The organism is Pseudomonas sp. NPDC077408 (genome assembly GCF_050269105.1).
GTDB lineage: Bacteria > Pseudomonadota > Gammaproteobacteria > Pseudomonadales > Pseudomonadaceae > Stutzerimonas.
The window spans coordinates 122,433-144,026 of the sequence record NZ_JBNNHS010000004.1 but is presented as its reverse complement, the minus strand read 5'-3'; the positions used below and the strand labels follow the sequence as shown (position 1 = coordinate 144,026).

Below are 21,594 nucleotides of genomic sequence, written 5' to 3'. Positions count from 1 at the left end.
TGAGCTAGCCAGCGTTAACCTTGGGTCGACTCAACGAGGGTCGATTCGTTGCCAACACGGCGCTAAGCACGAAATCGATCGCGTAGCTGCGCCACGCTTTCAAACCTGCGGGTGTATTGGTGTCAAATCCCGTTGCGGTGGAAGTGATGTGGCGACTGGTGAACCAGAGGGTGGTCAGTAACATGGAGGCACCGCAGAACATACGCGCGTCTACGTCAGGCAGAAAATCTTCGCTTTCAACGCCGCGTTTGAGGATTCGTTCGATCAGCTCTATAAGCGGTGCAGCTATGGCGCCGAAGCGATTCTGGTTGTGCGTCCCATGCTCATGGAGGCGAAAGCTCTCCTGTGCGAGTGATCGCAACTCAGGATCCGCGCCGTATTGATCAAAAAGGTATTCCAGTAGAGCTGTCAGCGCCTGGCGTGGCGGCAACTGATCAAGGTCCATTGATAGCAGGTCCTTTATAATTTGCGCCGTGCTTTCGTCCAGCACGCTGGTGAACAGAGTCTCCTTATTGCTGAAGTATTGATAGATCAATTGGCGCGTGACGCCTGCCGCGCTCGCAATTTCCTCTAGCCTCGCACCAGCGAGGCCCTTTTCCGCAAAGATTCTGCGCGCCTCCGCAAGTAGACGCTCCAGAGTGGCGCGTTTTCGGGAAAAGGCTTCGGTCTCGCGTGGCGGATGCATGGTGTCTCGACATCTTATTGGTAAGCATCTGAGCCTAAGCCATCTCGGCCAGGGCAGCCAGGCCAGTGAATGATGCATACCGTTATGATTGAGGTCTGCCTGCCCTCAAAGTGGAATGTAGGCTCGATATCGGAATTTACTTTGGCTGCGCAGATCGCATCCCGTGCGTTTCAGTCTGTGATCGCGTCCAGCCAAATCGCTTCGGCGGGGCAGGCAGCGGCGCCCTCGCGAGCGCCTTCTTCCAACTCCGGCGGCACGCGGTCGATGGTTAGATAGACAATGCCGTCATCGTCTAGTTTGTAGATTTCCGGACAGACCGCAGCGCAGAGTCCGTAACCGCAGCAACGGCTGCGGTCGGCGATTACTTGGTATTGGGTTGTGTGCAGGCTCATGGTGTTTCTCCGGCCAGGTTTAATGACAGAGTGGCAGATTGGCGAAAATGAGGACGCCCCAGAGGCTTGCTCGTTTCCGTAACGCTGCCCATTTGCTCGGTTCAGGCATGATGTCCTCCCGTAGTGCAGCGATTTCCGGCGGGCGTTAGACAACGGTGGAGGGGCGGCCTTGCGGCCGCCTCGTTTACGTGGCCCGTCACGCGCTCAATCCCACAGCACATGGATGTCGCGGGTACCACGCAGCTGTCCACCGGAAATTCGGGGTGCTGGCTTGGATGGGTCCAGGCGCATGTTTGGAAACAGATCGAGCATTGCGTTGATCGCGCAGTTCAGCTCCACCTTGGCGACGAACTGCCCGATACACATATGCGGGCCGAAGCCGAAGCCGAATGACGGCTTTACTTTGCGGTCGATGTCAAACTCGTCCGGGTTCTCGAAGACGTCCTCGTCGCGGTTGCCGGATATGGTCATGCACTGAACCATGCCGCCTTTCGGCACGATGATCCCGCCAATTTCCACTTCCTTCGAGGTCTGGCGAACCTTGAAGGTCGAGATAGGCTCGTGGCGGATCCCCTCGTCGATGAGTTTGCCGATGAGGCTGCGGTCGTTGCGTATCCGCTCCACTAGTTCGGGACGTTGCATCAGGTTGGTCATGATGCAGCTGAACGTGCGAGTGGTGGTTTCCCCAGCTGCCGGGGTCAGCGAGCGGACGAATGTTGTGATCTCATGGTCGTCCAGTGAGCGGCCTTCGGCTTCGGCGTTGATCAGGCGACTGATCAGGTCTGTCTCTTGGGTGCCTTGGGCTCGCCGTGCAACGACGACCTCCTTGATTCCATCATAAAGGTGCTTGGCCGCCTGACCAGCCAGTGGTCCGTAGATCTTGGCTTTTTCCGGATCGATCTGGTTGCCCGCCACCATGGCTAACGCCCAAGTAGCGTACGTCTTGTATTTTTCCGTGTCGCTGGTTGGAAAGCCCATCAGGGCATACATCACGCGTATCGGGAAATCCAGTGCGAAGTCCATCAGGTTGGCTTGCTTATCCGCCACCATCGGTTGCAAATAGTCTTCGCGGATAACCCGGTCGATTTCCGGACGCCACTTGTTGACCGTCTCTGGCATGAACACCGGTTGCAGCAGCGCCCGGGTCCGGCGGTGCTGCTCGCCGTCCATGGCAAGGATGATCAGACCGTCGAAGAACGCGCCTAGCCCTTCGGCGATGAAACCATTGGTGTAGGTTTCGGCGTCGCGCATGATGGCCATGATGTCCTTGTGCTTGAACACTGTCACCGTCGCCTTGGCCGCTTTGGCACCAGCGTTTGTCGGCACCTTCAAATAGGTATCGACGAAATCGCCCTTCATCACCGGTTCGTTATGGCGGTACTGGCGGCACAGTGCGTGGATGTCTACATCGGTGCCGAGGTAAGTGTCGCTTACGGCGTGATAGGCCGCGACGATGTCGAGTTGTTCAAACTGGCTCATTGGCTTCGATTCCCGATTTGGTTTTGTTGTAGTTGTTCTCATGCCTCGAACAGGCGGCTTGGCCATGTGCCCGGCATCCAGGCAAGTTGGAGCCGTGTGGCATTCGTTTCCCGAGCGGCGATAACCGAGTCATTCGCGTGTCCGCTTTGGGCGTCTGTTCAGCAGAGCGCTCACCCTAACAGCGACAGCGATTTCTCGGGCGGGAAGCCGTTTACACGGCGTAAAGTCGTGGTGCCCAAACGCCTCAGGACAAGGGTGCGAATTCTCCTTGGTCCGCCGTTAGCGCGGCGTTGCGACTTGTCGATCCAAGGCCCCGTTGGGTACGGAGGCTTGGGTTTTCTCCAAGTATTTCGAGCAAGCAGCGCTGGTGCGCAAAAACTCAATACATGAAAGGTTCCCTACATTCCGTTTGACTTCGGGTTGAACGAAAAACCGTATGTAAATGGCGATACGCCCGCAGCGTCCGATGTTGCTTACTAAGCTTCTGGATGAACTTCATTCACTCATGCCCGTTGCCGTTGCGCGAAACATGACGTGATCGCCAGGAAGCCGCCTTTATACGAAGGCCCATATAGTTTGGAGCACAGGCATGCAATTGAATAACAAGCGCGTCATCGTTACGGGTGGCGCACGAGGAATTGGCGCCGCGGTAGTCGCGGCTTTTGTAAACGAAGGCGCCCATGTGGCGAGTCTTGACTTAAGCGAAAGCGCCCCGCAGGAGGCAATCGAGGGCAATGGCTGGGCTCGTTCGCACATCTGCGATGTCTCGGATACGGAATCGGTAAAAAGAGCCTTTGCTTGGGCTGCCGCACAGTTGGGCGGGCTGGACGTATTGGTCAATGCTGCCGGAATTGCGCCCAACGCCACTGCAGATGAAATCACCCTGGATGAGTGGGAAAAAGTGTTCGCGGTGAATGCTCGCGGCACCTTTCTGACCAATCGCGCAGCCTACGAGCATATGCACCAAGGTGGCGGGAGGATCATCAACTTCGCCTCGGCCGCTGGCGTGGGCGGGCAGCCAGGCAAGGCACACTACGCTGCCAGCAAGGGCGCGGTCCTGGCATGGACGCGCACCGTCGCCCGCGAGTGGGGGCCGCACGGCATTACCGTGAACGCCATCGCCCCGGCGATATGGACACCAATGTACGACGCCACCCGCGCCAGCATGAGCAACGTTCAGTTGAAGCAGCACGATGCATTCATGGCCAGTCTGATCCCGCTGGGAGGTCGGCTTGGCGATGCCGCGCAAGACTTGGCACCCGTTCTGGTTTTTCTTGCCGGCGAAGGTTCGCGCTTCGTAACAGGCCAGACTCTAATGATCGACGGCGGAATGTTAATGTTGAGTTAAGTCAGCGACCGGAGCACCAGTTGCCACGGAGCGGCTTTGACATTCAGGGGCATCCGCCCCGCCTTACCGGAGGTAACGACAATGCATAAGAACATGTTGATCTTTTGCGGTCTGGCTATCTGTCTGCCTGTAACGGCAATGGCTGATGGGCTCGATCTGGACAAGCAGCTGAACGGCCTCGACATCGAGACCGAGGTGGTCGGTTCTAGCGGAGGAGGGAGTGCTGGCACGGCCACTACCAGCACAACGCAGATGCTGCAAATCACTAACAATGCTGATGTCAGCGTTACGTGCGAATTGCAGCCGGGACCGGCTGAAGCTCAAAGCGATGCACCGCCACCCACCACCATAGAGCCGGGCGAACAGACCAGCCTCGCCGTGCCGGGTAAATACACCGGTGCACCCCTGCAAGCCAAGTTGGTCTGCGAGCCTCAATAAATTTGCAGTGATGCAGTGCTAAAGAAATCGCCGGGCATATGCCCGGCGATTCGTTCTTCTGGCACCCACAGGGCGCATTTTATAAGCACATCCCCGCGTGCAGCACTGTCGTGTTATTTGAGGCCGCCTAGGAAGTCCATCTTGCCTAGCGGTACGCCGCGGTGCCGGAGGATGTCGTAGGCGGTGACGACGTGGAAGAAAAAGTTCGGCAGCGAAAATATCTGCAGGCTGCCCTGGCCGGTGAACGGAAGGTCGGCTCGCGGTGTGGCGAGCACTATTTCGCGGTCTTCGCTGCCGTTGAGATCTTCGGGACGAACGCTTTCCAGAAGGGAGACGGTTTTGCTAATCCGCGAGCGCAGCGCGGCGAAGCTGCGATCCTCATCTTTTTGAAGTTCGGCAGGCTTGCCCGTGACGCCTGCGACAAACAGAAGTGGATGCAAGCATGCCATCTGAATCTGCTGGCTGAGGTTGAACATGTCATCGGTTAACCGGGCTTCAAGCAGGTGTTTCGGATTGGTGCCCGTTTCGTCCGCATGGGCCTGCGCCTTGGCGAGGATGTTTGAAAGGTTGTTCAACAGGCGGGTGAAATAAAAAACAGATGACTGGTGCATAGTGAGCGCCATTGTTGTTCTCCTGTTAAGGCGTTCAATAGAAACGGTCGGCGTGGCTGTAGAGTCGCCCGGCGACCGCGTGGACATCAGCGTTGGGTGATACGGCTGACAATGGCCTCGGCATTCATCTGCCGCTCGGGTAACGCTTCCTTTGGAATCTTGAAGCCACCCTTCAGCCCGTCGTTGATCACGCCGTACATGCCCTTGTTGAAGTCGTAGATGACGTTCTTGACCGCGTATGGGATCTGCTTGTCGTAAAGCTGAACGCCGCTCAGGAACATCGAGCGGTAGAGGTTGCCTTCCTGATCCCAAGCGTCGTACAGGCCGGCACCAAAGGTGTCCTCGTCCAGGTAGTAGTGCCGCTTGCTGTAGACGTGGCGCATGCCCGGCTTGAGTGTGGCTTCTACCACATAGACGCGATGCAGCTCCCAGCGCTCGTATTTCGGGTTTGCGTGATGGTCGCTGAACTGGTCCATCTGATCGGCTTCGAAGTTGAACTTGTAGGCGTTGTAGGGGATATACATCTCTTTCTTGCCAACGAGCTTAAAGTCGAAACGGTCTTGCATTCCGGCGAACATCTGTAGTTCGTCGAACAGGGTGACGCCGCCCTGGCTAGCTACTGGTGTGTCATAGGCAAACTCCGGCGCGAGCTTCACGCGGCGTTGGCCTGGCGTATAGCTCCAAGCGCGGCGCGGCTTTTTGGTCGGATCGAGATAGTCGTTGATCCCCACCACCTCACCGGCTCGGCGTGCAGGTTGCTTGTTCAGCGAGAACACCCGTGCGTACATCTCGGGATCGCGATCATCGCGATCTGTCTGGTAGTAGGGAAATTCTTCGAACGTAGCTTGTTCCGCCGCCTTGGTAATGGTGCCGTTGCTGTCGATGACCCAGCTGTTGGAGGACGTAGTGGTGGTGGCTGTCGGCCCGTTCTTGTAGCGCAGCAACTGGTTCCACATCACTTCATTGCCGGTTTTCGGAATCGGGAACGGAAGGCCCCCGCGGCACTCCGGCTCGATGGATAGCCCGTCGTTGTAGGTGTTGCAGGTGGTGGCATTGCGCACCGTTGCTTCCATCACCTTTTGCGGATACGCGGCGGTGCGATGGCTCGGGTACACATCCATGTACCAAGTTTCCGGATTCTTCTTGAGCAGGTGCTTCTGACCGTCGCTGAGCTTGTCCGCATACTGGTCGGCATTGGACGCATCGATACGGAACAGCGGCTTTTCGTTCTTGAACGGATCGGCCCAGAAGCCGCTGTCAGGCTTGAAGTCGGCAGGGGCCGTGGTGAGTCCGCCTTCATACGCTGGGATCGTACCTTCGGCATTGCCGGCCTTGGTCGCGCCGAAAGAGGTGAGTTCGTTGCCCAGTTGCTTGGCTTCTTCAGGGCTGACGGCGGCAATGGAGAAAGTCGTGACGCCACTGAGGGCAGCACAAAGAGCGAGATGGAATTTCATTGGGGGTCGGTCTCCGTTTTTGGATTTATTAATGGAGCTTCATCGAGTAGGAGCGATGTCGTGCATCAGGACCTACCCTAGCCGTTAACGGTTTTTGCGGCTTGCGTACCGTTTTATCTCGGGTCAAACGAAACAGCGCCGAACCGCTGGCGAATAAATGGTGAGGTTGTAGGCTGAGGTACAGCACCCCGTGACGGCAGGTTCCGATCAATCAATACATCGCAGGCGCCAGGTGTAAGCCTCGATCAACGACCGACAATCAGGTACTGATGCCGATTCGACTCGCCATGCGAGCGAATCCCCGTAACCAGGAGCGACTGGTGGTTCGCTGCTCAACCTTCGGGTGAGCAGCTTTTTTTTCCGCACGTCCGACGACCATGCAGCTTCGCGGCTTAGTGCTCGCCGAGGCGATCAATCACGGTGCCCCGCTAGGGTAATCGACACCGATTCGGCAAAGCGCAGGGCATGTGGCTTGTCGATTTCCACTTCGGCATAGCGTACGGCCTGTGGCGCCATCGCCAGATCCAGCACCTCTTGGGTCAGCCGCTCGAGCAGGGCGAAGCGGTTTTCCTCGACGTGCCGAATGATCGCCTTGGTGATGGTGCGGTAATTGAGCGCCTGTTCGATGTCGTTATCGCGTACCGCATCGGCGGCCGGGTACAGGATGGTCAGGTTGATCAGAACGTCCTGCTTGTTACGGATTTCATCTTCCTTGATGCCGATATAGGTACGCAGGCGCAGATTCTTGACACGAATTCGCGCCATTCCCGGTTCCAGTCTCGGCATGTCAGCGGCCTCGAATGAGCTGCAAGAATTCCTGGCGGGTGTTGTATGAATCACGGAACCCACCGAGCATCACCGAAGTTGTCATTACCGAATTTTGCTTCTCGCAGCCGCGCATCATCATGCACATGTGCTGCGCTTCGATGACCACGGCGACGCCAGCGGCATTGGTCACCTGCATGATCGCGTCGGCGATCTGCTTGGTCATGTTTTCCTGAATCTGAAGACGCCGGGCGAACATATCGACGATTCGCGCCACTTTGGACAGGCCGAGGACTTTGCCGGTAGGGGTATAGGCAACGTGAGCCTTGCCAATGAAAGGAAGCATGTGGTGTTCGCACATTGAATAGAGCTCGATGTCACGGACGATGACCATTTCATCATTGTCCGACTCGAAAAGTGCGCCGTTGACGACTTGCTCAACGGTCTGGCCATAACCCTGGCAGAGGTACTGCATGGCTTTTGCGGCCCGCTTGGGTGTGTCCACCAGACCTTCGCGTTCCGGGTTTTCGCCGACACCTTCGAGAATGCCGCGATAGTGCTGAATCATGTCTTCGTTCATAACTGCTTCCTTAACGTTCGCCTCGATTGTTGCGGAGGCTATTGGCATTGAGGTGAAGCACCTTTGTATTTGAAGCAACTGCGCCGGCCGCTCAGGCCGAGCGAGCCAGCGGTAAAGATCGTTCCGCGCTGGGACCCGCCAGCCCACCAACCGCCATCTGCGTCACTACTGCTATAAAACCTTCGACTGCAGGGGCATCGTCCGGTGACCACCACGTGTGTGCATCTTCGAGGATCGACATCAGGCTGCGCGCGACAGCACTACTTTGTTCGGCCGCGGCCGGTGAGGGTATCTGCCGAAGAATTTTTTCCAAGTGATCGACGTGAGCCTGTCTAGTTGCCTCGATTGAAGCGCGTTGCTCGGCGCTCAGGCAGCGGGACTCCCGGCGAGCCAGCACCAACCGATGTTGATGCATCAGGTTGTATCGAATGTGCAGGTCGACGTAGCTGCGCAGACGGGTCAGCCCGTCCGCCTGACAGGGATCATCGGCCTCCAGTAGATCCAGAAGGTCCGTTTCGTGCTCCTCGATCAGCTCGAAAAGCAGGATTTGCTTGCTCTCCATATGGTTGTACAACGAGCCGGCTTGCATACCGAGTGCCATGGCCAACTGGCGCAGGCTGACCGCCTGAAAGCCATGCTCGACGAATAGTGTTAGCGCCACTATTCGTAGTTGCTCATGCACCGGCGGTGTGTCAGCCCGCACTGGCCGGCTGGCGTCGCCGTGGGCGAGGTCAATCAGCGGTAGCGATCTGCCCCGTTGGTAGCTTGCGCGCAGGGAGCGGTTCATGGTCAGTCGCGCTGCAATGTCAATGCGACGCCCTGGCCACCACCGATGCAAAGCGTGGCCAGACCTTTCTTGGCGTCACGGCTCATCATCTCGTGCAGCAGGGTAACCAGCACACGACAACCGGATGCGCCGATAGGGTGACCCAGAGCGATGGCACCGCCATTGACGTTGACCTTGTCGCTGTCCCAGCCCAGCTCTTTGCCGACCGACAGTGCCTGTGCGGCAAAGGCTTCGTTTGCTTCGATGAGCTCGACTTCTTCGAGTGTCCAGCCGGACTTGTCCAGGCACTTGCGAGTCGCACTGACCGGTCCAATCCCCATGATTGCCGGATCTACGCCAGCGCTGGCGTAACCCTTGACGGTGGCCAGAATCGGTAGGCCAAGCGCTTTGGCCTTGGACGTGCTCATCAGCAGCACCGCTGCCGCACCATCGTTAAGCGTCGAGGAGTTGCCGGCTGTGACGCTACCGTTCTTATCGAAGGCTGGTTTGAGTTTGGCCAGAGACTGGATGGTGGTATCTGTCCGGGGCTGCTCATCGGTATCGAACAGCAGGGGATCGCCTTTGCGCTGCGGGATGGATACGGGTGTGATTTCCGCCTTGAAGCGACCGCCCTCGATAGCGGCCGCCGCGCGCTGTTGGGATTGCGCGGCGAAGGCGTCCTGTTCCTCCCGGGTCAGTTTGTAGCAGGACACGAGGTTTTCTGCGGTGATACCCATGTGATAGTCATGAAAGGCATCAAGCAATCCGTCCTGCAGCAGCGAGTCGGCCAGTTGGGCATGGCCCATGCGTAGGCCGGTGCGCGCCTTGGGTAATACATAAGGCGCGAGGCTCATGTTTTCCATGCCGCCGGCGATGACGATTTCGGCATCGCCGCAGCGTATTGCCTGGGTAGCCAAATGCACGGTTTTCAGGCCGGAGCCACAGAGCTTGTTCACTGTCATGGCAGGCACGCTATGAGGAAGGCCCGCATTGATCGCTGATTGCCGCGCGGGATTCTGCCCGCAGCCAGCGGTAAGCACCTGTCCCATGATCACTTCATCGACCGTAGCTGGGTCGATGCCGGTTTTCTCCAGCAGAGCGCGGATTACCGTGCTGCCCAGTTCGGTCGCGCTCACATTGGCCAGCGCGCCTTGGAAAGCGCCGATTGCAGTGCGTGTTGCGGCAACGATTACAACGTCTTGCATGTTTTATCTCCTAGAACCCTCATGCCGCTATTACGCGACGCTATAGGGAAAAGAATAAAAAAGCGCTCGCCGCCAAATTCAATGGGAGCGTAACGGCGGCGGCGCTTGGGAAATCAAGGATGGACGTGGCAGCATCCGGCCTGCTGTGTCTGGCTTCATTCGGAAGCTAGACCGGCACTTAGCCCCGGGCTCGCTAGAAATCTCCAAATTGCCAAGCTAGTGGGTGTTCATATTGTTATGAAATGGCCGTGCGCGGCCCGTCGATGCTTGGTCACAACGCATTCAGCCGCGCCCGCGCGACCCGCGAGCCATTGGGTCGACCCAGCAGGTCACTGATGCGCTGCCCGGAGGCAACGAGAGCGTCCAGGTCGATGCCAGTGTCAATGCCTAAACCGTTGAGCATATAGAGCACATCCTCACTGGCTACATTGCCGCTAGCGCCCTTGGCATAAGGACAACCGCCGAGGCCAGCAACCGAGCCGTCGAACGTGCAGATTCCTTCGAGTAGGCTGGCGTAAATATTCGCCAGCGCTTGACCATAGGTGTCATGAAAGTGCCCGGCGAGCTTGTTACACGGCACCTCGCGGCTGACCACTTCGAACAGCTGGCGAGTCTTTTCCGGTGTGCCGGTACCGATGGTGTCACCCAGGGAAATTTCATAGCAGCCCATGGCGAACAATTCGCGAGCCACGTGGGCGACGCGCTTTGGGTCGATCTCGCCTTCGTAGGGACAACCCAGCACGCAAGACACATAGCCACGCACCTGAATGCCGTTTTCCCGCGCCGCTTCCATCAGCGGGGCGAAGCGCGCCAGGCTCTCGTCGATGGAGCAATTGATGTTCTTCTGCGAGAACGCCTCGGACGCGGCGCCGAACACCGCGACCTCGCTGACGCCGGCTTCGATGGCCGCTTCGAGTCCTTTCAGGTTCGGCGTAAGGGCCGCGTAGGTCACACCCGGTTTCTGCCGGATCTGCGCGAAGACTTCGGCCGAGCCGGCCATCTGCGGCACCCATTTGGGCGACACGAAACTACCGACCTCGATGTACTGCAGGCCGGCCGCGCTGAGGTCATCTACCAGCCGCACTTTGTCAGTAATGCTGATCGGCTGTTTCTCGTTCTGCAGGCCATCGCGGGGGCCGACTTCCACCAGACGTACATGCTTGGGCAGGGTCATACCGACTCCTCCAAGTCCACCAGGACGCTGCCTTCGCTGATGAGCTCGCCTTCCTGACAGAACAGGCTCTTGACCACGCCGGCATGAGGCGCGCGAATGCTGTGCTCCATCTTCATCGCTTCGAGCACGATGAGCGTGGCACCCGCCTCGACGCTTTGCCCGGCCTCGACCAGCACCCGAACGATGCTGCCGTTCATGGGCGCGGTCAGGCCGCCGTGGTGCTGGTGGCTGGCTTCGACTTCAGCGATGGGGTCGAACGCGGTTACGGCGTGCAGCTCGCCATTCCATTCCAGATAGAGCGTGCAGCCCTGGCGGATGGCTTTTGGAAGATGAGTGATCTCGGTTGCGGCGCGACTGCTCACGCGTACCTGACGGCTCTCGCCATTGCACATCAGATGCACACTGGTTTGCGCCGGTAATCCGAAGCGCAGCCCATCGCGCTTTGCCCATGGTGAGTGGAGATCGTCTTCACGGACCTTGGCCGGCTCGGTCTGCACGAAGAGCTGGCCGGCCAGTTGCCAGAATTCATCGGATAGCTCACCGGGCTTACGCATCAGCTCGGCTTCGTGGCGCGGTATGAAACCGGTGTCCAGCTCTGCCGCTGCGAAAGCCGGATGCCCGATTACGCGACGCAGAAAAGCAAGGTTGGTGCGCACGCCGCCAACGCAGGTCTCATCCAGCATCGCCAGCAAACGCAGGCGCGCTTCTTCACGGTTTTCACCCCAGGCGATGAGTTTGCCGAGCATCGGGTCGTAGAACGGCGAAACGGTGTCTCCTTCTGTCACGCCGCTGTCGACCCGACGCCCAGGCCCTGCGGCCGATTCGCGGTAGAGGTCGAGCGTACCGGTGGCCGGCAGGAAGTCGTTGTCCGGATCTTCGGCATACAGCCGCACTTCGATGGCGTGGCCCGTGAGCGGTACCTGATCCTGGGTGATTGGCAGCGGTTCGCCACGGGCAACGCGGATCTGCCAGGCCACCAGGTCGAGTCCGGTGATGGCCTCGGTGACCGGGTGCTCGACCTGCAGGCGGGTGTTCATTTCCATGAAGAAGAACTCGCCACGGGCATCGAGCAGGAACTCGACCGTTCCGGCGCCGACGTAGCCGATGGCCTGCGCAGCCTTGACCGCGGCTTCGCCCATGGCCCGGCGCAGCTCAGCGGAGAGACCCGGGGCGGGCGCTTCCTCGACGACCTTCTGGTGCCGGCGCTGGATCGAGCAGTCGCGCTCATTGAGGTAGAGGCAATTGCCATGCTGATCGGCGAACACCTGGATCTCGACGTGACGCGGCTTGAGGACGTATTTCTCGACCAGCATGCGCGAGTCGCCAAACGACGACTGCGCCTCGCGCTGGGCTGATTGCAGCGCCTCGGCCAGATCAGCCTCGCGCTCGACCACCTTCATGCCTTTGCCGCCACCGCCTGCGGTGGCCTTGAGCAATACCGGGTAGCCGATCTTTTCTGCAGCGACGCGGAAGGTTTCCACGTCCTGGGCTTCGCCGTGATAGCCGGGCACCAGTGGCACGCCGGCCTTTTCCATCAGTGCCTTGGCCGCCGATTTGCTGCCCATGGCATCGATGGCCGAGGCAGGCGGGCCAAGAAATATCAGGCCGGCATCCTCGATGGCGCGAGCGAAGTCGGCATTCTCGGAAAGGAAGCCGTAGCCCGGATGGATCGCCTGCGCGCCGCTGGCCTTGGCGGCGGCAATCAGTTTGTCGATCAAAAGGTAACTGTCGGCCGGCTTGGCGCCGCCGAGGTCAACACGAATGTCCGCCTCGCGGGCATGCCTCGCATCGCGGTCAATGGCGCTGTGCACGGCAACGGTGGTCAGGCCCATGGCCTTGGCGGTGCGCATCACGCGGCAGGCGATTTCGCCCCGGTTCGCGACCAGCAGGGTGGTTATCATTGTTCTGGCTCCTGCGTCCAATTCGGTTTGCGCTTTTCGAGAAAGGCATTAAGGCCTTCCTGTCCTTCGGGGCTGACCCGTATGCGCGCAATGGCGTTTTCGGTGTAGCGGCGTAGCGCGGGGCTCAGCGAAATACTGGCGGCTTCGCGCAACAGGTCCTTGCTGGCACGCATGGCTTGCGGGCTGTTAAGCAACAGGTTGTCGAGCCAGCCGAGCAAGGCATCGTCCAGTTCGGCGGCGGCGTAGGTTTCTGACAACAGCCCGAGGTCGCGGGCGCGCTCGCCACTGAAGCGCTCGCCGGTCATGGCGTAGCGACGCGTGGCGCGTTCACCCATGGCCTTGACGACGAAGGGGCTGATCACCGCGGGTGCTAGACCGATGCGCACTTCGGAGAGGGAAAACAGCGCGTCATGCGCACCGATGGCCATGTCGCAGCAGGCCACCAGTCCGACCGCACCGCCGAAGGCTGCGCCTTGCACCACCGCCAACGTCGGCAGCTTGAGGTGGTAGAGGCTGTACATCAGTTCGGCCAGCTCGCGGGCGTCGGTGAGGTTGGCATCGAAATCCAGCTTCGCCGACTGCTGCATCCAGGCCAGATCCGCCCCGGCCGAAAAATGTTTGCCGCGGCCGCGCAGCAGCAGGAAGCGAAGCGAGTTATCGCGCTGCACTTCATTGAGCACCAGGATCAGTTCACGAATCATCTCGGCGTTGAATGCGTTGTTCTTTTCCGGGCGGTTGAGCCATAGCGTGGCGAAACCTTTGTCGCTGTATTCGAGTTCGATAGTTTGAAAGCTGGACGTGCTCATATTTGATCCCTGAAGGCGAAGGCTTACGGCCCTTGGCTGAAGGCTGAAAACTGGACGTCGAGCCTCCAACCTCCAGCGCCGTTATCGGGTTTCTTTACATTCGAAACACGCCAAAGCGGGTCGGCTCAATTGGCGCATTGAGGGAGGCCGACAGCGCCAGGCCCAACACATCACGGGTTTGCGCGGGATCAATCACGCCGTCATCCCACAGCCGCGCGCTGGAATAGTACGGATGGCCCTGATGCTCGTACTGCTCAAGAATCGGTTGTTTTAGCTGGGCTTCCTCTTCAGCCGAAAACGTCTGCCCGCTGCGCTCGGCCTGTTCACGCTTAACCTGAGCCAGCACGCCGGCGGCCTGTTGAGCCCCCATCACGCCAATCCGCGCGTTGGGCCACATCCACAAGAAACGCGGGTCATAGGCGCGGCCGCACATGCCGTAGTTCCCCGCACCAAAGCTGCCCCCGATAATCACCGTAAACTTTGGCACCTCGGCGCAGGCCACCGCGGTCACCAGCTTGGCGCCATGCTTGGCAATGCCGCCTGCCTCGTACTTCTGGCCGACCATGAAGCCGGTGATGTTTTGCAGGAACACCAGCGGAATGCCGCGCTGACATGCCAGTTCGATGAAATGAGCGCCTTTTTGCGCTGATTCCGCGAACAGGATGCCGTTGTTGGCCAGGATCGCGATGGGATAGCCCTGTATGTGCGCGAAGCCGCAGACCAGCGTGCTGCCGTATAGCGCCTTGAATTCATCGAACACCGAACCGTCGACGAGGCGAGCAATTACCTCACGTACGTCGAACGGCTGCTTGGCATCGGCGGGGATGACGCCATACAACTCCTCGCCATCGAACAACGGCGCAATCGGTGCGCGACTGTTCACTTCACCACGCTTGCGCCAGTTGAGGTTGGCGATGCAGCGGCGAGCCAGCGAAAGGGCGTGCTCATCATTCTCGGCGTAGTGGTCGGCCACGCCGGAAGTCTTGCAATGCACATCGGCACCGCCCAGATCTTCGGCTGTCACCACTTCACCGGTGGCGGCTTTGACCAATGGTGGGCCGGCGAGAAAGATGGTCGCCTGATTGCGCACCATGATGGCTTCGTCCGCCATCGCCGGCACATATGCACCACCAGCGGTACAGGAACCCATCACCACGGCAATCTGCGGGATACCCATGGCGCTCATGTTGGCCTGGTTGAAGAAAATGCGGCCGAAGTGCTCGCGGTCAGGGAATACCTCGTCCTGACGCGGCAGGTTGGCGCCGCCGGAATCCACCAGATAGATGCATGGCAGGTGATTCTGCTGCGCAATGGTCTGCGCGCGCAGATGTTTTTTTACGGTGAGCGGGTAATAACTGCCGCCTTTCACCGTCGCATCGTTGGCGATGATCATGCACTCTACGCCTTCGACGCGGCCGATGCCGGCGACCAATCCGGCGGCGGGCACCTCTTCGCCATAAACGTCGTGCGCTGCAAGCTGGCTGATCTCAAGAAATGCAGAGCCGTGGTCGAGCAAGCAGTTGATGCGCTCGCGTGGCAGCAACTTGCCGCGCGAAGTGTGTCGCAGCTGCGCCTTCTCGCCGCCGCCCTCATGGATGCGACCGAGGACGGCGTGCAAATCGTTAACCTGGGCAAGCATCGCTTCTCGGTTCGCGGCGAACTCAGACGAGCGGGTGTTGATCTGGGTATGCAGGATAGCCATGACGGACTCCGTCCTGGCTACAGGCCTCGGGCTGCAGGCTGCAGGCAGTTTACCTGTAGCTTGCAGCCCGCAGCCTGCAGCCGCTTTATTTGGTTTCGTTGAACAACTCGCGGCCGATCAACATCCGACGAATCTCGCTGGTGCCGGCGCCGATTTCGTAGAGCTTGGCGTCACGCCACAGGCGCCCGACTGGGAATTCGTTGATGTAGCCGTTGCCGCCCAAGATCTGGATCGCTTCACCGGCAAGCCAGGTCGCCTTTTCAGCCGCATAAAGGATGACGCCGGCACAGTCCTTGCGAACCTGGCGAACATGGCCACTGCCCTGCGCATCGAGGTGCTTGCCCACGGCGTACAGATAAGCGCGGCATGCTTGTTGAGTGGTGTACATGTCGGCAACCTTGCCCTGGATCAGCTGGAACTCGCCGATGCTTTGGCCGAACTGCTTACGGTCGTGGATGTAGGGAATGACCACATCCATTGCTGCCTGCATCAGGCCCAGTGGTCCGCCGCTGAGTACCGCGCGCTCGTAGTCGAGTCCGCTCATCAGCACCTTGACGCCTTCGCCAACACCGCCCAGTACGTTCTCTTCTGGCACCTCGACATCCTGAAACACCAGTTCGCCAGTGTGCGAGCCGCGCATGCCGAGCTTGTCGAGCTTCTGCGCAACCGAGAAACCGGGGGCGCCTTTCTCGAGGATGAAAGCGGTCATGCCCTTGGGGCCGGCAGCCAGATCGGTTTTGGCGTAGACCACCAGCACATCGCAATCGGGACCGTTAGTGATCCACATCTTGGTACCGTTGAGCACGTAGCGATCGCCTTTCTTATCGGCGCGCAGCTTCATCGAAACCACATCGGAACCGGCGTTGGGTTCGCTCATGGCCAGCGCGCCGATGTGCTCTCCTGAAATCAGCTTGGGTAGAAACTGGCGCTTTTGCGCCTCGCTGCCGTTGCGGTTGATCTGATTGACGCAGAGGTTGGAGTGGGCGCCGTAGGACAAGCCGATGCCGCCAGCGGCGCGTGATATTTCTTCCATGGCGATCATGTGCGCCAGGTAACCCATGCCGGAGCCGCCGTATTCTTCTGAAACGGTCAGGCCAAGCAGACCCATGTCTCCGAACTTGCGCCAAAGGTCCATCGGGAATTGATCGGTGCGGTCCGCTTCCTCAGCACGCGGGGCGATTTCCTTTGCAGCGAAACCGGCAACGGAATCGCGCAACATGTCAATTTCCTCACCGAGGAAAAAATCCAATCCGGGCAAGCCACTCATGGTCCAGCTCTCCTATTGTCATTGTTGGTTCCTTTGGAAACGCCGCTGGCTCGCTCAAGAGCCAACCGGCAGCGTTGTTCCGCAAGGTCTAGTTCGGCCTGCATCTTTTGTATGTCCTGCACCTGCCGATTGAGCTGCTGACGCCTGTTTGAGATCGTTTCCAGCAACCGGCTCAGCTGCATGCTGTTGCCGCCGGCTGGGCAGTACATGCTGATCAATTCCTTGCATTCTGACAGCGACAGTCCGATGCGCTTGCCACGCATGATCAGCTCGAGCGTTACCCGATCGCGCTGCGAGTAGAGGCGCGTCTGACCGCGTCGCTCGGGCAGCAGCAAGCCCTGCTCCTCATAGAAGCGAATGGCACGAGTGGTCACCGTCATCTCGCGAGCCAGTTCGGAAATGCTGAATACGTCGGGTATGTTCACTCGTGACTACCTGTCCTTCACGTTAACGTCTGCTGGTATCGGCGGAAACGGCAGTCGCCAGCCCATCCGGTTGTCTCTAAATGTTGGGTCGCCCGGCTTCGCTTGAGGCCGGGCACCGCATCAAAGCTGGACAGCGTCGATGCGTTTCGATGTCCCGGGCTGGCTTGCGTCATAAAAGTTCGAGCCGGAGCGCAGTTGTGTCAGCAGCTGCGATTTTCGGCTCTCGGCATGCGAGAGGTAGCGTTCCTTGACCGGGCCATAACCGCGTACCGCATCTGGCAGCTCGGCCAGTCTCACAGCCAGACTGAGGTTGTCCGCCGTTACCGCAGTCAGGAGTTCGTCAAGCAACTCTTCGTAACTTTGCAGCCAGTGCCGCTCAACCTTGCGCTCCTGGGTGTAGCCGAAAGGATCGATCCAGGTGTTGCGCATGAATTTCAGCTTGGCCAGCAGCTTGAAACCCTTGAGCATCCAGGGGCCGAAGCTCTTCTTGGCTGGCTCAGTGCCGGACTCGGCATTGTTGAGCACAGGCGGCGCGAGGTGAAAACGCAGGCTGTAATCGCCTTCGAACGTCGCCTCGATCTTTTTCAGGAAGTCGCCATTGGTGAACAGTCGCGCCACTTCATACTCGTCCTTGATCGCCAGGACCTTGAAATAGTAGTGAGCGACTGCTGCTGTGAGCGCGCCAGGCTGGCCGACGAGCGCCGTTTCCTTGGTGCTGAATTGCTCGACGCGATCCAGATAACGCTTGGCCAGTGCCGCGTTCTGGTAGTCGGTGAGATAGCTGCTACGCCGTTCAATGGTCTCGTCCAGCGTCTGCGATAGTTGCCGATCACGGCTCTGGACCTTGCCCGACTCCAGCTTTTGTTGCACGCGGACCAGATCGACCGCTGCACGACGGCCCCAGACAAAGGCGTTGCGGTTGAATTCCACGGCTGTGCCGTTCAGCTCGATTGCCTGCATAAGCGCCGCTTCGCCGACCGGCAGCCAGCCTTTCTGGTAGGCGTAACCCAGCATGAACGTGTTGGTCGCGATCGAGTCGCCCATCAGCGCAGTGGCGAGCTTACTGGCGTCTACGAACGTCGCCTGGCCGTCGCCTACGGCTTCGCGAATTTGTGCTGCCATATCGCCGGTCTGGAAGCGCGGGTCCGGGTGCGCTTCGAGGTCGCCGCTTTCCGCCTGCAAGGCAAAGGTGCGGACAAAGGCGCTGGTGATGCTTTCTTCACTGTTAATCACCGCGTGGGTCACGCCCTGGCGCATTTTCGACAGCGTTTCGGTATTGGCGCTGACCACCAGATCGCAACCTAGTAGCAGGCTGGCTTCGCCTTCGGCGATGCGCGGGGCGAAGAGCTGATCCTGCTGGGCGGCAATGCGGATATGCGACCACACCGCGCCACCTTTCTGAGCCATGCCGGCCATGTCGAGGTTTAGCGCGCCCTTGCCTTCGATGAACGCCGCCATGCCGAGCAGGGCGCCGATAGTGACGACGCCTGTTCCACCGACGCCAGTGACCAAGATGCTATAGGGCTCATCCAGCGTCAGCGGGGCGGGCTGTGGCAGTTCCCAGCGGTCTTCAGGTTTTTCCGCCAGAGCCTTGGGCTTGCGCAACTTGCCGCCTTCGATCGTGACGAAGCTCGGGCAGAAGCCAGACAAACAGGTGAAGTCCTTGTTGCAGGAAGACTGGTCGATTTCGCGCTTGCGCCCGAATTCGGTTTCTACCGCAACCACGGACATGCAGTTGGATTTGCTGCTGCAGTCGCCGCAGCCTTCACAGACGGCCTCGTTGATCACCACGCGGCGCGCAGGGTCCGGAAACTTGCCGCGCTTGCGACGCCGCCGTTTCTCGGCGGCGCAGGTCTGGTCGTAAATGATTGCCGATACGCCGTTGAATTCACGCAGCTCGTTCTGCACGTCGTCCATGCGGTCCCGGCGATACACCGGAACGCCGGGGGCGAGGTCCTTTACGTGTTCATATTTGTCCGTGTCTTCGCTGACCACCACGATATTGGTCACGCCTTCTGCGGCCAACTGACGCGAAATCTGCGACACGCTGAGCGTACCGTCGACAGGCTGCCCACCGGTCATCGCTACCGCGTCGTTGTAAAGAATCTTGTAGGTGATCGATACCTTGGCAGCCACAGCCGCGCGGATTGCCAGCAACCCGGAGTGGAAGTAGGTGCCGTCGCCGAGATTGGCGAACACATGCTTGGTCGCGGTAAAGGGCGCCTGGCCGACCCAGGCTACGCCTTCGCCACCCATCTGGCTGAATGTCTGGGTTTGCGGGTAAATCCAGGCCGCCATGTAGTGGCAACCGATCCCCGCCAGCGCTCGGCTGCCTTCGGGAACCTTGGTCGAGGTGTTGTGCGGGCAGCCGGAGCAGTAATGCGGCACGCGATCCATCAGGTTGACCAGATGACCCTTGCTGCACAGTTGCGCTTCCAGAACAGCCAGGCGAACCTGCAATTCACCGCCCTGATAAACCCGCAGAATCCGCCGCGCCAGCGCACGGGCGATCTGCGCGGGCGTGAGCTCGCCGATGGCCGGCAGCAACCAGTCTGTATGAGGCCTGGCCCATTCGCCCTTGTCGTCGAACTTGCCGACGATGGCGGGGCGCACATCCTCGCGCCAGTTGTAGAGTTCCTCCTTGAGCTGGTACTCGATCATGTGGCGCTTTTCTTCGACCACCACGATTTCTTCCAGGCCTTCGGCGAACTGCCGCACGCCTTCGGCCTCGAGCGGCCAGATCATTCCTACCTTGTAGACGCGCAACCCGATTTGTTGAGCGAACGCGTCGTCGATGCCGAGAATCTTCAGCGCCTGGCACACGTCGAGATACGATTTGCCTGAGGTGATGATGCCCAGACGCGCCTTGGGCGAATCGACAACGATACGGTCGATGCGATTGGCGCGGGCGTAGGCCAGCGCGGCGTAAACCTTATGCTCGAACAGCCGCTTTTCCTGATCCAGCGGCGGGTCCGGCCAGCGGATGTTCATGCCGCCTTCCGGCATAGGCACGTCGGGGATGATTGGCTGCACGCGATGAGGGTCGACGTCGACGATGGCGGCGCTTTCCACCGTGTCGGCCACCGCCTTGAGCGCAACCCAGCAACCAGAAAAGCGCGACATGGCCCAGCCATGCATGCCGTAGTCCAGGTATTCCTGCACGCCAGACGGTGCCAGCACCGGCATCATGACGGCTTTGAAGATGTGTTCGGTCTGGTGCGGCAGGGATGAAGACTTGGCCCCGTGGTCGTCACCGGCAATTGCCAGCACACCGCCAAAACGTGAGGTGCCTGCGGCATTGGCGTGGCGGAACACATCGCCACAGCGATCCACGCCCGGACCCTTGCCGTACCACATGCCGAAAACGCCGTCGTACTTGGCGCCCTCGAAGATGTTGACCTGTTGGGTGCCCCATAACGAGGTGGCCGCCAGGTCTTCGTTGACGCCTGGCTGGAAGTGAACGTGATATTCCTTCAGGTGGTCACGAGCCTTCCATAGCGCCTGGTCGAACCCGCCGAGGGGCGAGCCGCGATAGCCAGAGATGAAGCCTGCAGTATCGAGCCCATTCTCGAGGTCGCGCTGGCGCTGCATCAACGGCAGACGCACAAGCGCCTGGATACCCGTCATCAGTACTTTGCCGGTCTGTTGGACGTACTTGTCGTCCAACGATGGGGTTTTGCTCATGGCCAACCTCCGATTGTTCTTGTCTGCGCGGCACATGGCGGCGACGAATATTTGAACAAATTATCGGTTTACGTGTAAATATCGTAAAACGATAAAATCGGCTACCAGATATCAGATAAACAGATATCTGGTGGGTGGAGAATGAAAAGAAATCACCGGGATGCAGCGTTTTTGCTCGGCGGAGTCGCTTGGATAAAGAATGACCGCCATTGGGCGATCACTCGGTTCGCTATTACTTCGCCAGTTCAGCTTCTATGGTCTGTTGCAGACGCGGGTCATCCGGGCTGACATCCGGCGCGAAACGCGCCACCACTTGGCCGTTGCGGCCGACGACGAACTTTTCAAAGTTCCAGAGTACCTCCGGGGCTGCGTTGGTCTCGATGCCATAACCGGCGAGGCGCTCACGCATGGGGCCTTCACCCGTAGCGCTTGGCTGGGCGCCGGTCAGTTCCGCATAAAGCGGATGACGATCCTCACCAGCAACGGAAATCTTGGCGAAAAGCGGGAACTGCACGTTATAGGTCAGGGTGCAGAATTCCTTGATGTCCTGATCGGTGCCCGGCTCCTGTTCCTTGAAGTTGTTGGCTGGGAATGCCAACACCTCCAAGCCTTGTTCGCGCTTGTCTTCGTAGAGCTTTTCCAGTCCTTCGTACTGCGGCGTCAGCCCGCATTTGGACGCCACATTGACAACCAGCAATACCTTACCTTTATAGCGCTCCAGCGTAAGCGATTGGCCATCATTGGACTGCACCGGGATATCGAAGATTGAAGCCATGGATGTCCTCCTTCTGTTATGAAATGTCCAGCCTAGACGAAATTTACCGAAGTGAAGCAGCTTAACGATACAAATATGTGAAAAGTGATCATTTTATACAGCTGGCATTGTTCTACCCTCTGTTTGCCGGTTAGCCA

At 59.2% G+C, this 21,594-nt stretch carries 19 protein-coding genes; 2 read left to right on the top strand and 17 right to left on the bottom strand.

Features of this window, described 5'->3' with window-relative positions:
- Window positions 1-4: 4 nt before the first annotated feature.
- From ACQKEK_RS13180 to ACQKEK_RS13170, 3 genes are all read right to left on the bottom strand, one after another.
- The gene (locus tag ACQKEK_RS13180; RefSeq protein WP_319299247.1) at window positions 5-685 is read right to left on the bottom strand and encodes a TetR/AcrR family transcriptional regulator; all 681 of its coding nucleotides are present in this window, start codon (window positions 683-685) and stop codon (window positions 5-7) included.
- 170 nt (window positions 686-855) lie between these two features.
- The gene (locus ACQKEK_RS13175) at window positions 856-1,077 is read right to left on the bottom strand and encodes a ferredoxin (protein WP_319299246.1); all 222 of its coding nucleotides are present in this window, start codon (window positions 1,075-1,077) and stop codon (window positions 856-858) included.
- Between the two features lie 204 nt (window positions 1,078-1,281).
- Entirely contained in the window at window positions 1,282-2,556 is a 1,275-nt protein-coding gene (locus tag ACQKEK_RS13170) for a cytochrome P450 (protein ID WP_021208043.1), read from the bottom strand.
- A gap of 589 nt (window positions 2,557-3,145) precedes the next feature.
- Here ACQKEK_RS13170 and ACQKEK_RS13165 point away from each other — a divergent pair.
- Both ACQKEK_RS13165 and ACQKEK_RS13160 read left to right on the top strand, forming a co-directional pair.
- Window positions 3,146-3,904, top strand: a complete 759-nt coding sequence (locus ACQKEK_RS13165; RefSeq protein WP_319299245.1) for an SDR family NAD(P)-dependent oxidoreductase — start codon at window positions 3,146-3,148, stop codon at window positions 3,902-3,904.
- Between the two features lie 81 nt (window positions 3,905-3,985).
- Window positions 3,986-4,342: a hypothetical protein gene (locus ACQKEK_RS13160; RefSeq protein ID WP_021208041.1), complete on the top strand. Its 357-nt coding sequence runs from the start codon at window positions 3,986-3,988 to the stop codon at window positions 4,340-4,342.
- Between the two features lie 113 nt (window positions 4,343-4,455).
- Here the strand turns inward: ACQKEK_RS13160 and ACQKEK_RS13155 are convergent, their stop codons facing one another.
- From ACQKEK_RS13155 to ACQKEK_RS13090, 14 genes are all read right to left on the bottom strand, one after another.
- Window positions 4,456-5,040, bottom strand: coding sequence for a DUF1993 domain-containing protein (locus ACQKEK_RS13155; protein WP_499143068.1), 585 nt, complete (start codon window positions 5,038-5,040; stop codon window positions 4,456-4,458).
- Window positions 5,040-6,407: a DUF1329 domain-containing protein gene (locus ACQKEK_RS13150; protein WP_319299243.1), complete on the bottom strand. Its 1,368-nt coding sequence runs from the start codon at window positions 6,405-6,407 to the stop codon at window positions 5,040-5,042. The genes ACQKEK_RS13155 and ACQKEK_RS13150 overlap by 1 nt, the downstream gene beginning before the upstream one ends.
- Window positions 6,408-6,818: 411 nt before the next feature.
- Window positions 6,819-7,193, bottom strand: a complete 375-nt coding sequence (folX, locus tag ACQKEK_RS13145; protein WP_255962102.1) for a dihydroneopterin triphosphate 2'-epimerase — start codon at window positions 7,191-7,193, stop codon at window positions 6,819-6,821.
- A 1-nt stretch (window position 7,194) separates the two neighbouring features.
- Window positions 7,195-7,752: a GTP cyclohydrolase I FolE gene (gene folE, locus ACQKEK_RS13140; protein WP_042926793.1), complete on the bottom strand. Its 558-nt coding sequence runs from the start codon at window positions 7,750-7,752 to the stop codon at window positions 7,195-7,197.
- 91 nt (window positions 7,753-7,843) lie between these two features.
- On the bottom strand, window positions 7,844-8,539 hold the full coding sequence (locus ACQKEK_RS13135; protein WP_319299241.1) for a TetR/AcrR family transcriptional regulator: 696 nt from the start codon (window positions 8,537-8,539) through the stop codon (window positions 7,844-7,846).
- A gap of 2 nt (window positions 8,540-8,541) precedes the next feature.
- Window positions 8,542-9,723, bottom strand: a complete 1,182-nt coding sequence (locus tag ACQKEK_RS13130; protein ID WP_499143065.1) for an acetyl-CoA C-acetyltransferase — start codon at window positions 9,721-9,723, stop codon at window positions 8,542-8,544.
- A 271-nt stretch (window positions 9,724-9,994) separates the two neighbouring features.
- Window positions 9,995-10,897 carry a hydroxymethylglutaryl-CoA lyase gene (locus ACQKEK_RS13125; RefSeq protein ID WP_021208034.1) on the bottom strand — a complete coding sequence of 301 codons (903 nt, stop codon included), beginning with the start codon at window positions 10,895-10,897 and terminating at the stop codon, window positions 9,995-9,997.
- Window positions 10,894-12,798 (bottom strand): acetyl/propionyl/methylcrotonyl-CoA carboxylase subunit alpha, encoded by a 1,905-nt coding sequence (locus tag ACQKEK_RS13120; RefSeq protein ID WP_499143062.1) that lies wholly within the window; start codon window positions 12,796-12,798, stop codon window positions 10,894-10,896. The genes ACQKEK_RS13125 and ACQKEK_RS13120 overlap by 4 nt, the downstream gene beginning before the upstream one ends.
- On the bottom strand, window positions 12,795-13,604 hold the full coding sequence (locus ACQKEK_RS13115; RefSeq protein ID WP_021208032.1) for a gamma-carboxygeranoyl-CoA hydratase: 810 nt from the start codon (window positions 13,602-13,604) through the stop codon (window positions 12,795-12,797). The genes ACQKEK_RS13120 and ACQKEK_RS13115 overlap by 4 nt, the downstream gene beginning before the upstream one ends.
- A gap of 94 nt (window positions 13,605-13,698) precedes the next feature.
- The gene (locus ACQKEK_RS13110; RefSeq protein ID WP_499143060.1) at window positions 13,699-15,306 is read right to left on the bottom strand and encodes a carboxyl transferase domain-containing protein; all 1,608 of its coding nucleotides are present in this window, start codon (window positions 15,304-15,306) and stop codon (window positions 13,699-13,701) included.
- Between the two features lie 85 nt (window positions 15,307-15,391).
- Window positions 15,392-16,573: an isovaleryl-CoA dehydrogenase gene (locus ACQKEK_RS13105; RefSeq protein WP_212619658.1), complete on the bottom strand. Its 1,182-nt coding sequence runs from the start codon at window positions 16,571-16,573 to the stop codon at window positions 15,392-15,394.
- Window positions 16,570-16,992 carry a MerR family transcriptional regulator gene (locus ACQKEK_RS13100; protein ID WP_255962156.1) on the bottom strand — a complete coding sequence of 141 codons (423 nt, stop codon included), beginning with the start codon at window positions 16,990-16,992 and terminating at the stop codon, window positions 16,570-16,572. Before ACQKEK_RS13100 ends, ACQKEK_RS13105 begins: the two co-directional genes overlap by 4 nt.
- 126 nt (window positions 16,993-17,118) lie before the next feature.
- Complete coding sequence (locus ACQKEK_RS13095) at window positions 17,119-20,682, bottom strand: indolepyruvate ferredoxin oxidoreductase family protein (RefSeq protein ID WP_499143058.1); 3,564 nt, start codon at window positions 20,680-20,682, stop codon at window positions 17,119-17,121.
- Between the two features lie 232 nt (window positions 20,683-20,914).
- Window positions 20,915-21,457 (bottom strand): glutathione peroxidase, encoded by a 543-nt coding sequence (locus ACQKEK_RS13090; RefSeq protein ID WP_021208027.1) that lies wholly within the window; start codon window positions 21,455-21,457, stop codon window positions 20,915-20,917.
- Window positions 21,458-21,594 lie beyond the last annotated feature (137 nt).

Coding starts and splice junctions, on each gene's coding strand:
- ACQKEK_RS13180 (WP_319299247.1), bottom strand. CDS start 685: ATGCATCCGCCACGCGAGACCGAAGCCTTTTCCCGAAAACGCGCCACT.
- ACQKEK_RS13175 (WP_319299246.1), bottom strand. CDS start 1,077: ATGAGCCTGCACACAACCCAATACCAAGTAATCGCCGACCGCAGCCGT.
- ACQKEK_RS13170 (WP_021208043.1), bottom strand. CDS start 2,556: ATGAGCCAGTTTGAACAACTCGACATCGTCGCGGCCTATCACGCCGTA.
- ACQKEK_RS13165 (WP_319299245.1), top strand. CDS start 3,146: ATGCAATTGAATAACAAGCGCGTCATCGTTACGGGTGGCGCACGAGGA.
- ACQKEK_RS13160 (WP_021208041.1), top strand. CDS start 3,986: ATGCATAAGAACATGTTGATCTTTTGCGGTCTGGCTATCTGTCTGCCT.
- ACQKEK_RS13155 (WP_499143068.1), bottom strand. CDS start 5,040: ATGTCCACGCGGTCGCCGGGCGACTCTACAGCCACGCCGACCGTTTCT.
- ACQKEK_RS13150 (WP_319299243.1), bottom strand. CDS start 6,407: ATGAAATTCCATCTCGCTCTTTGTGCTGCCCTCAGTGGCGTCACGACT.
- folX (WP_255962102.1), bottom strand. CDS start 7,193: ATGCCGAGACTGGAACCGGGAATGGCGCGAATTCGTGTCAAGAATCTG.
- folE (WP_042926793.1), bottom strand. CDS start 7,752: ATGAACGAAGACATGATTCAGCACTATCGCGGCATTCTCGAAGGTGTC.
- ACQKEK_RS13135 (WP_319299241.1), bottom strand. CDS start 8,539: ATGAACCGCTCCCTGCGCGCAAGCTACCAACGGGGCAGATCGCTACCG.
- ACQKEK_RS13130 (WP_499143065.1), bottom strand. CDS start 9,723: ATGCAAGACGTTGTAATCGTTGCCGCAACACGCACTGCAATCGGCGCT.
- ACQKEK_RS13125 (WP_021208034.1), bottom strand. CDS start 10,897: ATGACCCTGCCCAAGCATGTACGTCTGGTGGAAGTCGGCCCCCGCGAT.
- ACQKEK_RS13120 (WP_499143062.1), bottom strand. CDS start 12,798: ATGATAACCACCCTGCTGGTCGCGAACCGGGGCGAAATCGCCTGCCGC.
- ACQKEK_RS13115 (WP_021208032.1), bottom strand. CDS start 13,604: ATGAGCACGTCCAGCTTTCAAACTATCGAACTCGAATACAGCGACAAA.
- ACQKEK_RS13110 (WP_499143060.1), bottom strand. CDS start 15,306: ATGGCTATCCTGCATACCCAGATCAACACCCGCTCGTCTGAGTTCGCC.
- ACQKEK_RS13105 (WP_212619658.1), bottom strand. CDS start 16,573: ATGAGTGGCTTGCCCGGATTGGATTTTTTCCTCGGTGAGGAAATTGAC.
- ACQKEK_RS13095 (WP_499143058.1), bottom strand. CDS start 20,682: ATGAGCAAAACCCCATCGTTGGACGACAAGTACGTCCAACAGACCGGC.
- ACQKEK_RS13090 (WP_021208027.1), bottom strand. CDS start 21,457: ATGGCTTCAATCTTCGATATCCCGGTGCAGTCCAATGATGGCCAATCG.